The 13415-nt window shown below is 72.3% G+C and carries 15 protein-coding genes; 8 read left to right on the top strand and 7 right to left on the bottom strand.

What is annotated here, in order from left to right:
• The first annotated feature begins 57 nt into the window (after nt 1-57).
• From ETU37_RS20990 to ETU37_RS20980, 3 genes are read left to right on the top strand one after another with little or no spacing between them, the layout of a single operon-like run.
• Complete coding sequence (locus tag ETU37_RS20990; RefSeq protein ID WP_129989291.1) at nt 58-492, top strand: hypothetical protein; 435 nt, start codon at nt 58-60, stop codon at nt 490-492.
• Complete coding sequence (locus ETU37_RS20985; protein WP_129989290.1) at nt 489-1343, top strand: CPBP family intramembrane glutamic endopeptidase; 855 nt, start codon at nt 489-491, stop codon at nt 1341-1343. The genes ETU37_RS20990 and ETU37_RS20985 overlap by 4 nt, the downstream gene beginning before the upstream one ends.
• Entirely contained in the window at nt 1340-2053 is a 714-nt protein-coding gene (locus ETU37_RS20980; RefSeq protein ID WP_129989289.1) for a CPBP family intramembrane glutamic endopeptidase, read from the top strand. The genes ETU37_RS20985 and ETU37_RS20980 overlap by 4 nt, the downstream gene beginning before the upstream one ends.
• A gap of 3 nt (nt 2054-2056) precedes the next feature.
• Here ETU37_RS20980 and ETU37_RS20975 read toward each other — a convergent pair whose 3' ends face one another.
• The 4 genes from ETU37_RS20975 to ETU37_RS20960 are packed head-to-tail and all read right to left on the bottom strand — an operon-like array spanning nt 2057 to nt 5681.
• A complete protein-coding gene (locus ETU37_RS20975) occupies nt 2057-2656 on the bottom strand; it encodes an FAD synthetase family protein (RefSeq protein ID WP_240755894.1) in 600 nt (199 codons plus the stop codon).
• Nucleotides 2657-2663: 7 nt separating this feature from the next.
• Nucleotides 2664-3515 (bottom strand): catechol 1,2-dioxygenase, encoded by an 852-nt coding sequence (gene catA / locus ETU37_RS20970; RefSeq protein WP_129989287.1) that lies wholly within the window; start codon nt 3513-3515, stop codon nt 2664-2666.
• A gap of 1 nt (nt 3516) precedes the next feature.
• A complete protein-coding gene (locus ETU37_RS20965) occupies nt 3517-5091 on the bottom strand; it encodes a 4-hydroxyphenylacetate 3-hydroxylase family protein (protein ID WP_129989286.1) in 1575 nt (524 codons plus the stop codon).
• Nucleotides 5092-5120: 29 nt separating this feature from the next.
• On the bottom strand, nt 5121-5681 hold the full coding sequence (locus tag ETU37_RS20960; protein ID WP_129989285.1) for a flavin reductase family protein: 561 nt from the start codon (nt 5679-5681) through the stop codon (nt 5121-5123).
• A gap of 141 nt (nt 5682-5822) precedes the next feature.
• Here ETU37_RS20960 and ETU37_RS20955 point away from each other — a divergent pair, with 141 nt between their 5' ends.
• Nucleotides 5823-6650 (top strand): IclR family transcriptional regulator domain-containing protein, encoded by an 828-nt coding sequence (locus ETU37_RS20955; protein ID WP_129989284.1) that lies wholly within the window; start codon nt 5823-5825, stop codon nt 6648-6650.
• 403 nt (nt 6651-7053) lie between these two features.
• Here the strand turns inward: ETU37_RS20955 and ETU37_RS20945 are convergent, their stop codons facing one another.
• The 3 genes from ETU37_RS20945 to ETU37_RS20935 form a co-directional block, all read right to left on the bottom strand.
• Nucleotides 7054-7371, bottom strand: a complete 318-nt coding sequence (locus ETU37_RS20945; RefSeq protein ID WP_129989283.1) for a DUF5808 domain-containing protein — start codon at nt 7369-7371, stop codon at nt 7054-7056.
• A gap of 79 nt (nt 7372-7450) precedes the next feature.
• A complete protein-coding gene (locus tag ETU37_RS20940; RefSeq protein WP_129989282.1) occupies nt 7451-8404 on the bottom strand; it encodes an endonuclease/exonuclease/phosphatase family protein in 954 nt (317 codons plus the stop codon).
• A 22-nt stretch (nt 8405-8426) separates the two neighbouring features.
• A complete protein-coding gene (locus tag ETU37_RS20935) occupies nt 8427-9203 on the bottom strand; it encodes an isocitrate lyase/PEP mutase family protein (protein WP_129989281.1) in 777 nt (258 codons plus the stop codon).
• 43 nt (nt 9204-9246) lie between these two features.
• Between ETU37_RS20935 and ETU37_RS20930 the strand changes: the two genes are divergently transcribed.
• The 4 genes from ETU37_RS20930 (at nt 9247) to ETU37_RS20915 (ending at nt 13324) form a co-directional block, all read left to right on the top strand.
• Nucleotides 9247-10509, top strand: a complete 1263-nt coding sequence (locus ETU37_RS20930) for a sensor histidine kinase (protein WP_129989280.1) — start codon at nt 9247-9249, stop codon at nt 10507-10509.
• Nucleotides 10506-11180, top strand: a complete 675-nt coding sequence (locus tag ETU37_RS20925; RefSeq protein WP_276319700.1) for a response regulator — start codon at nt 10506-10508, stop codon at nt 11178-11180. The genes ETU37_RS20930 and ETU37_RS20925 overlap by 4 nt, the downstream gene beginning before the upstream one ends.
• Nucleotides 11181-11258: 78 nt before the next feature.
• Entirely contained in the window at nt 11259-12143 is an 885-nt protein-coding gene (locus tag ETU37_RS20920) for an ABC transporter ATP-binding protein (RefSeq protein ID WP_129989279.1), read from the top strand.
• Nucleotides 12140-13324 (top strand): ABC transporter permease, encoded by a 1185-nt coding sequence (locus tag ETU37_RS20915; RefSeq protein WP_129989278.1) that lies wholly within the window; start codon nt 12140-12142, stop codon nt 13322-13324. The genes ETU37_RS20920 and ETU37_RS20915 overlap by 4 nt, the downstream gene beginning before the upstream one ends.
• Nucleotides 13325-13415 lie beyond the last annotated feature (91 nt).

Genomic DNA, 13415 nt, shown 5'->3' with positions numbered 1-13415 from the left:
GCCCTGCCCGGGCGGTCGCCGCGCGAGGAGAGTCGGAGTGAGAGCCGAGGAGTCGCCATGAGCGTGCACGACGTCAGCACCGCAACCACCTCCCCCACCGTCGCGCGGCCGGTCGCGTGGCGGCGGACGCTCGGGATCGTCGCGGGCGTCACCGCCCTGGCTGGGCTGGCCGGCGCCGTCCAGCTCGTCACCGGAACCTTCACGCCGCCGGTCAGCGACCTGGACCCGCTGGGCCTGGACTCGTGGGTGCTGCCCGGTCTCTGGCTCGCGACCTCGGTCGCCGTGCCGTGCGGCGTGGTCGCGGTGCTCGCCTGGCGTCGCTCGCGGCGCCTCGGGACCGCGGCGGTCGTGGCCGGTCTGCTGCTGGCCCTCGAGCTCGTCGTGCAGGTCCCGTTCGTCGGGCCGAGCATGCTGCAGGCGGTGATGGGGACCGTGGCCGGCCTGCTGGTCGTGCTCGGGCTGCTCTCGCGTCGGCAAGAAGGATCCCGATGACCGCCCGGACCGCGTGGTGGTTCTTCGCCGGGACGTTCGCCCTGAGCTGGGGCCTGGGCGTCGTGGTGGTCCTGTTCATGGACCAGGTCGAGGCGCTCCTCGGGCCCATGGGGTACACCAACCCGGCGTTCGTCGTCACGGTCTGGGCGCCCGGTCTCGTCGCCCTGTTCCTCGTGTGGCGGCACCACGGTCGCGCCGGCGTGGTCGGGCTGCTCCGGCGCCTCCGGCTCTGGCGCATGGGCCTGGGCTGGTGGCTGCTGCTGGCGCTGGGCATGCCCGCGGTCTTCTACCTGGGCGCGGCCGCGAGCGGTTCCGCCGGGGACTTCCCCTTCGACCCCTGGTACGGCGTCCTGCCCGCGTTGCTCCCGGCGTTCCTGATCGGCCCGTTCGAGGAGCTCGGCTGGCGGGGCGTCGCGCTGCCGCTGCTGCAGCGGCGGTTCACGCCCTTGGTGGCGGCACTCGTCGTAGGCGTCGTGTCCGCCGTCTGGCACACGCCGGCCTTCTTCCTCTCGGGCACGAAGCAGGCCGCGTGGAGCTTCTGGCCGTTCTTCCTCGGCGTGGTCGCGATCTCGGTCATCCTCACCGCGATGTTCAACGCCGCGGGCGGCAGCCTGCTGGTCGCCGTCCTCTTCCACGCGCAGATGAACGGCCCCGCCTGGCCCGACGCGCAGCCGTGGGACATGGTCGGGTTCGTGCTCGTGGCGCTCGCCGTCGCCTGGTTCCACCGCCGTGCCCTGCTCGACCGGGCCACCGGGGCCACCGCGGTGGTGCCGCCGCCCAGGTCGTCTCCGGTCCTCGACGAGGTCGCGGCCAGTGATGCGCGCGCGACGGGCACCGGGGCGACGCCATGACCACCAAAGCCGAGACCTCACCGAGCGGCGGCACCGGCGCGCGACCCCCAGGCCGCAGCGGCCGGCGCCCGTGGTGGACCGTGCTCACTCTCGTGGAGGTGGCCGCGGCCACGGTCGCGGTCGTCGCCGACTGGTTCATCCCCTCGCTGGTGCTGGTGGTGATGGCCGGGGTGTCTCTCGTGGTCCGCCGGCAGCGCCCGTCGTCGCTGGGGTTCCACCGCCCGGCCCACCCGTGGCGGCTCGCCGGCCGGATGCTGGCGTTCGCGGCCGGGTGGACGTTGCTGAACGTCGCGCTGCTGATCCCGGTGACCAACCACCTCAGCGGGCAGCGCCAGGACGTCAGTGCGTTCGCGCACCTCGAGGGCGACCTGGGCCTGCTCGCCGCCTACCTGGTGCTGTCCTGGGTGGTCGCGGCCCTGGCCGAGGAGACGGCGTTCCGCGGCTACCTGCTCACCCGGCTGCGCGACCTGCTCGGCGGCGGCCGGGCGGCGGTCGTCGCCGCGGTCGTGCTGTCCTCGGCGCTGTTCGGACTGCTGCACACCGAGCAGGGGGTGGTCGGCGTGGTGGCGAGCGCGCTCGGCGGCGTCGTGTTCGCCCTGCTCCGGCTGTGGACCGGCACGCTGTGGGCGCCGGTGCTGGCGCACGGCTTCGACGACACGATCGGCTTCGTCTGGTTCTACCTGTTCGGCCCCTTCTACGGGCTCTGGTAGAGCTCAGCCGGCCGCCGCCGCGATGCGCGGGTCGTGCCGGCCCAGCACGTCGAACGCGTCGTGGACGTCGCCGGCCGCCAGCGCCCGGCGCACCTCGGTCGACGAGCACGTCCGCTCGCCCCGCCGTACCAGGTCCACGACCCGCACGTCGAAGCCGTGCCGGCGACCCGCACGGCGCAGGTGGTCGACGTCGCCCTCGCCGCCGCGGCCGCACCTGAAGTTGCTGCCGACGACCAGCGACTCGACGCCCATCCGTCCGACCAGACCCTGCTCGACGAAGTCAGTGGCCGACTGCTCGGCCAGCTCCGCCGTGAACGGCAGCACGACGACGCAGTCCACCCCCAGGGCGAACGCATGCTCGACGCGGTCGTCCACGGGAAGCAGCTGGCGCGGGGCCTGCGCGGGTGCGAGCACGGCCAGCGGGTGCGGGTCGAAGGTGAGCAGAACCGTCGGGGACCCCCGCCTGGTGCCCGCGGCCAGCGCCGCCTCGACGAGCGCGACGTGGCCGCGGTGGAAGCCGTCGAAGACCCCGATCGTCACCACGGAGCGTTCCAGCTCTCCGGGCTCCGGCCAGCTGCCCCAGACGCGTCGGCGTGGCTCCATCACACCGTCAGGCCGGCTCGAGCTCGAAGTCGTAGGTCGCGCGGCGGGTGCCGGTGCCGTCGTCCTGCGGGTCGATGACGAGCTCGGGCTTGGTGGCCTCGGCGACGTCGGAGTCCAGCCACTCGCCGCCGGCGAAGTAGAGCTGGGTCGTGATCGTCCGGTGGCCGTCGGCGCGCACCATGATGTGCAGGTGCGCCGGGCGCCACGGGTGCCAGCCGGCCGCCTCGATGAGCCGGCCCGTCGGGCCGTCCGTCGGGATCTGGTACGGCGCGGGCTGGACCGTGCTGATCGAGAACCGGCCCTCGGCGTCGGTCACCACGACACCGCGCAGGTTCCCCTCCGGGAGGTGCGGCGCGAAGCCGGAGTAGTAGCCGTCGGCGTCGGCCTGCCAGATGTCCACCTCGGCACCACCGAGCGGGGTGCCGTCGAGGCCTCGGACCTGCCCTTCGAGGACCAGCGCCGTGCCGGGCTCGTCGTCGCGCCGGGGCAGCCGGCAGGTCGACTCGAGCCGGACCTGGTCGGCGAGGTAGTACGGCCCCTCGATCGACCCCTTGGTGCCGTGCTGCGAGGCCGCGACCTGCTCCTCCACGGCGTGCTCGACGAACACGTCCATGAAGAGTGGCCACTCCCCGCCCTCGCCGACCGCCATCAGCCACGCCTTCGCGGCCTGGAACTCCGGGTACGTGACGTCGTACTCCTGGATGGCGCCGTGGACGCCCTTCAGCACGGCGGTGACGATCGCGGCGACCCGCTCGGGCGGGGTGTCGGCGACACCGCGGCGTTCGGCCGAGGCCTTGAAGTTCTCGCTGGCGTTCGCGCCGGAACCGGCGGCTGTCGGCGACTGCTGGGTGGTGCTCATGTCACTTGCTCCTGTTCAGGATCCGAGAGACGTCGGTGGGGTTGACCAGGTCGGGAACGGTCCAGCCGTCCAGGTCGTACTCGGCGAGCATCGACTCGGCGAAGTTCTTCATGGCATCAGTCTCGCCTTGTGCCTCGGCGGCGAACAGCACCTCGGCCTTGACGTTCTCGTGGTTGCCGGAGTAGTTGCGCTCGTAGAGCTCGTGGCGGCCGCCGAACTCGGTGCCGACGGCGTCCCAGAGCGCCTTCATGAGCTTGGTGCGCTCGACCGCGTCGTAGCCGTTGGAGCCGCGCACGAACCGGTCGAGGTAGGGCCGGACCTCCGGGGTCTTGAAGTCGACCGCGTTGGAGTTGAGGTAGATCAGGCCGGACGCGACGTCCTGCTGGATGATCTCCTTGACCCGCGGGTAGGCCTCGATCATCAGCTGCCGGTAGACCAGGCCGTAGTCGAGCTTGGGCAGCACGGTGCCGTTGGGTCCCTCGTCGGGGTTGAGCGCCATCGCGTCGGCCAGCGCCCGGAAGGTGTTGCGGTAGCCGATCACCTCGCCGACGCGCGTCTGCACCCCGCGGAAGTCCTTGCTGCCGGTGCACTCCAGCGCCTTGAGCAGCAGGCCGGCGATGAAGTCGAGCTTCACCGAGAGCCGGATGCAGCCGTGGAAGGTGAAGCGCGGGATGAACCCGGACTGCGGGAAGAAGCCGTTGATCTTGTCGACGTCGCCGTACAGGAAGATGTTCTCCCACGGCACGAGCACCTTGTCGAAGACGAAGATGGTGTCGTTCTCGTCCATCCGGCTCGACAGCGGGTAGTCGAACGGGCTGCCCATCACGTCGGCCTGCATCGTGTACGACGGGCGGCAGATCAGCTTCACGCCCGGTGCGTCCATGGGCACCGTGCAGATGATCGCGTACTCCTTCTTCTTGATCGGGAGCCCGTAGTGCGCGATGAAGTTGTAGTTGGTGATCGCCGAGCCGGTCGCGACGACCTTGGCGCCGGACACGATCACGCCGGCGTCGGTCTCCTTCTCGACGCGCATGAAGATGTCACCAGCCTCGTCCGGCGGCAGGTTGCGGTCGACGGGCGGGTTGATGATCGCGTGGTTCCAGTAGAGGACCTTCTCCTGGCTCTCCTTGTACCAGCGCTTCGCGTTCTCCTCGTACGGCGCGTAGAACTCGGTGTTGCCGCCGAGCGTGCCGAGGAAGCTGGCCTTGTAGTCGGGGCTGCGGCCCATCCAGCCCCACGACTGCCGCGCCCAGTGCTCGATGGCGACGCGGTCCTGCTGCAGGTCGGCCGAGCTGTGCGGCGTGCGGAAGAACGGATGGGTGAAGCCGCCGTTGCCGGTGTCGGTCGGGACGGTGATCTTGGCCTTGGTCGCGTCGTCGTGCAGCGCGTCGTACAGCCGGGCGGTCATCCGGACCGGGTTGCGGAACGCCGGGTGCTCGGTGACGTCCTCGACCCGCTCGCCGTAGATCCAGATCTCCCGGTCGTCGCGGATCGACTCGATGTACTCGTCGCCGGTCATCGGGGCGGTCACCGGCGCGCCGGTCTGCTGGGTCGTGCGGTCCTCTGTGACGGTCATACGGATGCTCCTTGGGTCGGTTGCGGGGCTCAGGAGAGCCCGGCGGTGGTGAGGGGCGTGAAGGTGGCGGTGGCGTCGAACCAGCCGCGGTGGGGGCAGTCCAGGGAGCCGCCCCAGTGCACGCCGGTCTCGACGGGTGAGAGGTGACGGAACGTGCCGCCGTGGAAGAGCAGCGGGTCGCGGTCGTGGATGCCGACGTCGGCGACCTCGCCGATCACGATGAGGTGGTCGCCCCCGTCGTAGGTGCGCCAGGGCCGGCACGAGATCGTCGTGGCGGTGCCCTCGAGAAGCGGGGCGGTGGGCCCGTCCGCCCAGCGCGGCGGCTCGTCGGCCGGGCGGCCGGCGAAGTGCCAGGCCACGTCGAGCTGGTCGGCGGCGAGCACGTTGATCGTGAAGGGCTGCCCCTTCAGGTACTCGCACGCCCGCGACGAGCGGCCCAGGGTGACCTGGGCCAGGGCCGGCTCGAGCGAGACCGCGGTGAACGCGTTGACGGTGGCGCCGTGCGGCTCGCCGCCGTCGGTGCTGCAGGTGACCACGGTGACGCCCGTGGCGAACTGGCCGAACGCGTTCCGGAGCGTTCGTGCGTCCATGGATCCCACCTCCGGTGTACGCTCTGCGTACTCTCTGCACGCTTTGCGTTCACACGACTGTGGCTGTGGTCACAGGCCCGCGTCAACGGGTCGGACCACCCCCATCGGTACCCAGTTGCGATCAATCAGGAGGACGGGGCTATGAGTGAGGCGGACGGGACCGTCAGCGACCGGGACTTCATCCAGAGCATCGAGCGCGGCTTCGCTGTCCTGCTCGCCTTCGACCGCGACCTGCCCGACCCCACGCTGGCCGAGCTCGCGGCGGCGACCGGCCTGTCCCGGCCGGCCGTCCGCCGGATCCTGCTCACCCTGCAGCAGCTGGGGTACGTCGCCGCGCACGGCCGCCGCTGGCGGCTCACGCCGCGGGTGCTGACGATCGGCCAGCACTACGCCGCCACGCACGGGGTCGCCGAGGTCGCCCAGCCGCACCTGCTGCGGCTCACCGAGCTCACGCACGAGTCGGCGTCGCTGTCCCAGCTCGACGGCACCGACGTGGTCTACGTCGCCCGGGTGCACGTGCGCCGGGTGATGAGCCTCAACGTCGACGTCGGCAGCCGGCTGCCCGTGCACCCCACGTCGATGGGCCGGGTGCTGGTCGCGTGGGCGGACCCCGGCGTCGTCGAGCGCGTCATCGCGGCCGGTCTCGAGCAGCTCACCCCGACCACCGTCACCGACCCCGTGGCCTTCCGCGACGCGCTGCACGCCGTCCGCCAGGACGGCTTCGCGGTCGTGGACGGCGAGCTCGAGCCCGGCTTCCTCTCCGCCGCCGCGCCGGTCCGGGACCCCTCGGGCGAGGTCGTCGCCGCACTCGCCTACTCCACGTCCCGCGGCCGCACCGAGCCGCAAACCGTCCTCGACGAGGTGGTCCCGCACCTGGTCGAGGTGGCCGACGCGATCAGCCGCGACCTGGCGCAGGTCTCGGCCGGGCGTCGGGCGGTCGACCCGCGGGCGCGGGACGGGTTCTTCTGAGGGAGCCGCCTGGTCCAGACCAGTGGGCGGCCGGCCTCAAGTCGCCCCGCCGCCCTGCCGAGAATCGTGGTGAAGGGTCAGCCCCCCGATCCTTCGCCCGCAGCCGTCAAGCCCCCCTGACGGTCGCACACGGTGGTAGCACCACCCCGAGTTCGGCCCCGACGCGACAGCGTCGGGGCCTTTCTCGTTGCCCGGGGACAACCTCCCCTGGACAGTCGATTTGTCTAAAGGCTCTAGGGAAATACACCAACCAGGACGTCATGCGGCTGCGGGCGTTCACCGCCGCGGTGCACGGGTTCCTCGACACCATCCGCGACGGGCACCCCACCACCCCGCTGCTGCTGATCTCCCCCGTCCTCTGCCCCGTCGTTCGCCGCGGGCGGTGTGTTCGCCGCGTAGCGGTTCAGGCGTGGTCGTCGCCGGTGCGCCGGTTGGCGAGCTCGACGACGCGCGCGAAGTTCACCGACCAGCCCACGCCGAACGACCGCGGCAGGATCAGCCGGTCCGACTCCGGCTGCCACAGGCTCTGCCGGATGCGGGTGGGTGTGGGCGGCCGCAGGTCGTACGGCACGACACCGAACAGCTCGCCGTGCCAGGTGCGCGTCTCGGTCGGTGTGCGCAGCTCCTTGACGAACGCGGTCACGAGCAGCCCGAGGCTCACCAGGCCGATCAGGTTCTTGACCGGCGACCGGCCCTTCCGCTTCTGCTTCTTGTCCGTCACCGGGTCCCCTCCTGTCGCCGTACCGTCCGGTGCCATCTTCCGCCGGAAAACCCGGCCGGCCAACCGGCCACGCGGGCCGTCAGACGTCGAGCGTCACCAGGACCGGCCGATGGTCGGAGACCGGGTCGTCCACCCGGACGTTGGGGTTGTCGACCACGGACGGCGGTGTCGGCCCGCCGGTCGTCGCCGTCACCACCCGGGTCACCAGCGCGTGCGAGACCAGGAGGTGGTCGATCAGCTCGCGCCTGCCCCGGTACACGCGGGAGTACCGGTCCTCCTCCGGGATCAAGGCGGCGAGGTTCCACAGCCGCTGCGGGTCCCCCCGGTCGGGCTGGTCGAAGCCACCGGTGCCGATCTCCGATCCCGGCGGGCCGAGCAGGATCTGCGTCGTCGCGGCGGTCGGCTCGTCGTTGAGGTCTCCCGCCACCACCACGGGTACGGCGTCCGGCGCGGCCAGCAGCGCGGTCGCGGCGGCGCGCACGCCGGCCGACTCCGCCGCGCGGCGGTGCAGCGCGTAGACGGCGTACCGCGCCCGCTCGTCCTCGTCGCGCGGGGAGAAGCGTCCGCCGGGAAAGGTCAGCAGCTTGGACTTCAGGTGCACCGACACCAGGTCGACCGCGGTCACGGCACCGACCGGGTCCGGCACCCCGACCCGCACGCGCAGCGCCGGCCGGCCGAGCTCGGCGAGGGTGGTGCCGTCGTCGTCGACCTGGACGGGCAGCAGCAGCTCCGGGAAGTCCCGCACCTGCGCGGTGCCGAGCACCGGGAGCCGCGACAGCACGCCGCACCGGATGCCCCGGGCGTCGGGGTCGGCGGTCTCCGCGCGCCAGCGCCCGCTCAGCCGGTCGCGCAGGTCGTCGAGCGCCTCCGGCGACCCGACCTCCTGCACCGCCACCGCGTCGAGACCCAGCGCGTCGATCGTCGCCGCGAGCCGGGTGAGCTTGGACTCGTAGGCCGTGCTCGTCGTCGGCGCACCGGACCCGGCGTCGGGCCGGAAGAGGTTCTCCAGGTTCCAGGTCCCCAGCCGGAGCATGGGGCCAGTGTGGACCATCGCGTCAGTTGAGCGCCTCCACGTGGTCGGGCAGGCCCTGTCCCTGTCGCGCCCGGCCCACGAGGTGCTTGAGCGCCGTCAGCGCGACCCGCTGCGACCACGGCCCGAACGACACCCGGGCCACGCCGAGCTCCTCCATCCGTCGTGGGCTGAGCGATCCGGGCACGCAGATCAGGGTCAGCCGCTGCGGCCCGAGCGCGTCGACCAGGGTGGACACCTGCGCCTCGTCGAGGCGGCCGGGCACGAACACCACCGGCGCCCCGGCCTCGAGGAACGCCCGGCCGCGCTCGACCGCGTCCGCCAGCACGTCGGCCGGGTCGCGGTCGCCGGCCACGAGGAACGCGTCGGTGCGCGCGTTGAGCACGAAGTCGGGCACGCCCTCGGCGCGGGCCGCCCCGATCGCGGCCTCGACCGCCGCCACCGCCTCCGGCAGCGGCCGCATCCGGTCCTCGAGGTTGGCCCCGACCACGCCGACCCCGATGGCCTTGCGGATCGTCTCGGCCGGGTCGCCGTACCCCGCCTCGAGGTCGGCCGACACGGGAAGCTCGGTGGCGCGCACGATCCGCGCCACAGCGTCGACCATCTCGTCGACCGGGATGCGCTCGCCGTCCTCGTAGCCGAGCGACGCGGCGATGGAGTGGCTCGCGGTCGCCAGCGCCGTCGTGCCCTCGACGTCCGCGACGACGCGGGCGCTGACGACGTCCCACACGTTGACGACGGTGAGGATCTCGGGTGCCTGGTGCAGCGCCAGCAATCGGGTGGCCTTGTCCGCAGTGGTCATGTCGTCGACAGTAGGCCCGCCGGTGGCTGGATAGTCTCGGCGCGTGCTCGCCCTCGACGACGACTGGCTGCGTCCGCCACCGACGCGCGACCAGCAGCGCACCGACGCCCTCGTCGGCACCGGCCTCGTCGTCCTGTCGCTGCTCATGGTGGAGCTGCTGCGCTCGACCCCGGCGGTCGAGGACTTCGGCGGCCGGACCGCCGAGGCGTTCGGCTGGGGCGTCGCCGCGGTGCTGCCGCTGGTGGTGCGCCGCCGCTTCCCCATCACCGTGATGCTGCTGTGCTCGCTGGCGTTCTACGGCGTCGGCGAGCGGGTGACGCCGGTGAACGCCTCGGTCGTCGTGCAGATCGGCTACTTCATGTCGATCTACTCCGCCTGGGCGTGGGCCCGCAACCGGCGGGCGTTGTACGTCGCCAGCGCGGCGGTCATCGTCGGGATGTTCGCGTGGCTCGTGCACATCATCGTCACCTCGCCGTTCCCGGACGTGCCCGACGCGTCCGGCATCACCAGCCCGGCGGTCGCTCTGACGCTGATCACGTTCGGCGTCAACATCGTCTACTTCTTCGGGGCGATGGCCTGGGGTCTCGCGGCCCACCGCTCCGCCCACCAGCGCGAGCTGCTCGCGCAGCAGGCCGACGAGCTGCGCGCCGAGCGCGACCTCAGCGCGCAACGGGCCGTCGTCGACGAGCGCCTGCGGATCGCCCGCGACCTGCACGACGTCGTCGCCCACCACGTCACCGGCATCGGCGTCCAGGCGGCGGCCGCCAGGCACGTGCTCGACCGCGACCCGGCCGCCAGCCGCGAGGCGCTCGCCGCGATCGAGTCCTCGAGCCGGTCCGCCGTCCGGGAGATGCACCAGATGGTCGGCCTGCTCCGCGACGCGGACGGTGACGGAGGGGCGCAGCCGTCGTTGACCGGCCTGCGCGACCTCGCCGGCGCCGCGTCCGACGACGGCCTCGCGGTCGACTACCGCGTCGTCGGCGACGCGTTCCCGGTTCCTCCGGTCGTCGGGACGTCGGCCTACCGCACGGTGCAGGAGGCACTGACCAACGTCCGCCGGCACTCGACCGCACGGCGCGCCGAGGTCGTCCTGCGGTACCTCGGCGGCGGGGACGCCGTGGAGGTGGAGGTGCTCGACCAGGGCACGCCGCGGCCGGCGGCCCGGGACGGCCGCACCGGCTACGGGCTGACCGGGGTGCGCGAACGTGTGGGCCTGCACGGCGGCGAGTGCGAGATCGGGCCGCGGCCCGACGGCGGCTTCCGGGTGCGCGTGCGACTGCCCGTCGAGCAGGAGGCCGCCTCGTGACCACGACCGTCGCCCTGGTGGACGACCAGGACCTGGTGCGCACCGGCTTCCGGATGATCCTCTCCGTCGAGGACGACATCGAGCTCGTCGGCGAGGCGGCCGACGGGCTGGCCGCCACCCGGCTGGTCGAGGAGCTCGCCCCGCACGTCGTGCTGATGGACGTGCAGATGCCGACGATGGACGGGATCGAGGCGACCCGGCGGATCGTCCAGCGGTCCGACGCCCGCGTCGTCATCCTCACCACGTTCGAGCGCGACGACTACCTGTTCGCTGCGCTCGAAGCCGGCGCGTCCGGCTTTCTCCTCAAGAGCTGCTCGGCCGACGAGCTCGTCGGCGCGATCCGGAACGTCGCCGACGGCCACGCGCTGCTCGCCCCGAAGATGACCCGCAGCCTCATCGACCGGTTCACCGCCGACCGCCGTACCCCCGCGGCGGCGGAGCCGGCCGACCACCACCCGGCGCTCGCGGAGCTGACTGATCGCGAGCGCGACGTGCTCGCGCTGGTCGCGGAGGGCAAGAGCAACGCCGAGATCGCCGAGGAGCTCGTCGTCGGCACCGCGACGGTCAAGACGCACGTCTCGCGCATCCTCACCAAGCTGGGCCTGCGCGACCGGGTGCAGGCCGTCGTGCTGGCGTACCGCTCCGGCCTCGTGGGTCCACCTCAGGACTGACGCCGGCGGGCCCGGACCGCCCCAGGATCACTCTCGCGACGGACGACGACGCGGCCGCCGGCTCTCTAGGCTCGGCGCATGCTCAGCGTGCGCGACCTGACCCGCGTCTACGACACGACCACCGTGCTCGACGGCGTCTCGTTCGACGTCCGTCCCGGCCGGATGACCGGCTTCGTCGGCGCCAACGGGGCCGGCAAGACCACCACGATGCGGATCATCGTCGGTGTCCTCGCCGCCACTCGCGGGTCCGTGACCTGGGACGGTGCCCCGATCGGCGCCGAGCAGCGCCGCCGGATCGGCTACATGCCCGAGGAGCGCGGCCTCTACCCGAAGATGAAGGTGCTCGACCAGCTGGTCTTCTTCGGCCGCCTGCACGGCATGGACACCGCCGCGGCGGCCGCCCGTGCCCACGACCTGCTCGACCGGCTCGGCCTCGACGAGCGGGCCGGCGACGTGCTCGAGACACTGTCGCTCGGCAACCAGCAGCGCGTGCAGATCGCCGCCGCGCTGGTGCACAGCCCCGACGCGCTGGTGATGGACGAGCCGTTCAGCGGCCTCGACCCGATCGCGGTCGACTCGATGGTCTCGCTGCTGCGCGACGAGGTGTCGCCGCAGATGCCGGTGCTGTTCTCGTCGCACCAGCTCGAGCTCGTCGAGAACCTCTGCGACGACCTGGTCATCCTGTCGCGGGGCAGGCTCGTGGCCTCCGGCGCGGTCGACGACCTGCGCGGCCGGCACGCGGTCCGCTACCGCGTCGTGCTCACCGGAGGCGCCGACGCGGGCACGCTGCGCGACGTACCCCAGCTGTCCGTCCTCGACGCCCAGGGGGCCGAGGCGCTCGTCGAGATCATCGACGGAACCCCGGAGAAGGCGCTCGAGATCATCCAGGGCACGGCCCAGGTCGCGGAGTTCGCGCGCGTCGTCCGCCCGCTCGCCCAGATCTACCGGGAGGCCGTCAGATGAGCAGCAGCACCCGCAGCACGCCCGTGTGGCGGATCGTCGCCGAGCGGGAGTTCACGACCAAGATCCGCGACAAGACGTTCATCGGCGCCACCATCTTCACCCTGCTGTTCCTGGTCGGCTTCTTCGTGATCGGCTCGTTCGTCGAGGGACGGTCGGACGACTTCGACGTGGCCGTCGTCGGCAGCGCCGACACCGCGCTCGTCGAGCAGGCCGAGACGGTGCTGCAGGCGGACTCCCCCGACGGCTCGATCACCGTCGAGGAGGTCGACGACGCAGACGCGGCCGAGGCCCTGGTGCGCGCCGGGGACGTCGACGCCGCCGTTGTCAGCGGCGAGGACGGGTACGAGCTCGTCGGCGACGACGACGTCGACACCGGCCTGCGGGTCGCGCTCACCACCGCGGTCGCGCAGGACGTGCTGGAGGAGAACGCCGCCGCGCAGGACGTCGACCTCGAGGCGCTCAACGAGGGCACCACCCTCGCCGTCCGGCTGCTCGACGAGAACGCCGACCAGAGCGGCGCTCGCGGCGTCGTCGCCTTCGCGTTCGCCCTGGTCTTCTTCATGACCGCGCTGGGGTTCGGCATGTCCATCGCGCAGAGCGTGACGCAGGAGAAGGAGTCCCGCGTCGTCGAGATCCTCGCCGCCGCCGTACCGATCCGCGCGCTGCTCTGGGGCAAGATCATCGGCAACACCCTGCTCGCCCTCGGCCAGGTCGTGCTGATCGTCCTCGTCGGCCTCGTCGGGCTGGCGGTCACCGGCCGGCGGGAGCTGCTGTCCGGCATCACCTGGGCGGCGCTGTGGTACGTCGCGTTCTTCGTGCTCGGCTTCCTGGCCCTGGCCGCGCTGTGGTCGGTCGCGGGCTCCCTCGCCTCGCGCCAGGAGGACCTGCAGTCGACGACCATGCCCGGCCAGCTGATCCTGATCATCCCGTACTTCGTCTCGGTGATGGCCAGCGACAAGGTGCAGACCGTCGTCTCGATGCTGCCGATCGTCTCGACGATGATCATGCCCGGCCGGATGGCGCAGGGCGACGTGCCGTGGTGGCAGGTCGCGGTCGCGATCCTGGCGACCCTCGCGGCCGCGGTGGTGTTCGTCCGCGTCGGCAGCCGGCTCTACGAGCGCACCCTGCTGCGCACCGGCGGCCGGATCAGGTACCGCGACGCCTTCCGCCTCTCCGCCTGACCCCCCCACCCCGCCGAGTCGGCGCATCTTGCCCTCTCAAACGCGTCGAGTCGGCGCGTCTTGCCCTCTCAGACCCGTCGAGTCGGCGTGT

It is taken from the genome of Nocardioides iriomotensis, assembly GCF_004168035.1.
GTDB classification, from domain to species: Bacteria; Actinomycetota; Actinomycetes; order Propionibacteriales; family Nocardioidaceae; genus Nocardioides_B; species Nocardioides_B iriomotensis.
The sequence above is the reverse complement of the archived record's forward strand: the minus strand, read 5'-3'. Positions and strand labels throughout refer to the sequence as shown.

Bases quoted from the DNA above. Each gene is read 5' to 3' on its own strand.
- ETU37_RS20940 (WP_129989282.1), bottom strand. From the start codon at position 8,404: ATGCTCCGGCTGGGGACCTGGAACCTGGAGAACCTCTTCCGGCCCGAC.
- ETU37_RS20960 (WP_129989285.1), bottom strand. From the start codon at position 5,681: ATGGACGCACGAACGCTCCGGAACGCGTTCGGCCAGTTCGCCACGGGC.
- ETU37_RS20990 (WP_129989291.1), top strand. From the start codon at position 58: ATGAGCGTGCACGACGTCAGCACCGCAACCACCTCCCCCACCGTCGCG.
- ETU37_RS20915 (WP_129989278.1), top strand. From the start codon at position 12,140: ATGAGCAGCAGCACCCGCAGCACGCCCGTGTGGCGGATCGTCGCCGAG.
- ETU37_RS20985 (WP_129989290.1), top strand. From the start codon at position 489: ATGACCGCCCGGACCGCGTGGTGGTTCTTCGCCGGGACGTTCGCCCTG.
- catA (WP_129989287.1), bottom strand. From the start codon at position 3,515: ATGAGCACCACCCAGCAGTCGCCGACAGCCGCCGGTTCCGGCGCGAAC.
- ETU37_RS20975 (WP_240755894.1), bottom strand. From the start codon at position 2,656: ATGGAGCCACGCCGACGCGTCTGGGGCAGCTGGCCGGAGCCCGGAGAG.
- ETU37_RS20980 (WP_129989289.1), top strand. From the start codon at position 1,340: ATGACCACCAAAGCCGAGACCTCACCGAGCGGCGGCACCGGCGCGCGA.
- ETU37_RS20955 (WP_129989284.1), top strand. From the start codon at position 5,823: ATGAGTGAGGCGGACGGGACCGTCAGCGACCGGGACTTCATCCAGAGC.
- ETU37_RS20920 (WP_129989279.1), top strand. From the start codon at position 11,259: ATGCTCAGCGTGCGCGACCTGACCCGCGTCTACGACACGACCACCGTG.
- ETU37_RS20935 (WP_129989281.1), bottom strand. From the start codon at position 9,203: ATGACCACTGCGGACAAGGCCACCCGATTGCTGGCGCTGCACCAGGCA.
- ETU37_RS20965 (WP_129989286.1), bottom strand. From the start codon at position 5,091: ATGACCGTCACAGAGGACCGCACGACCCAGCAGACCGGCGCGCCGGTG.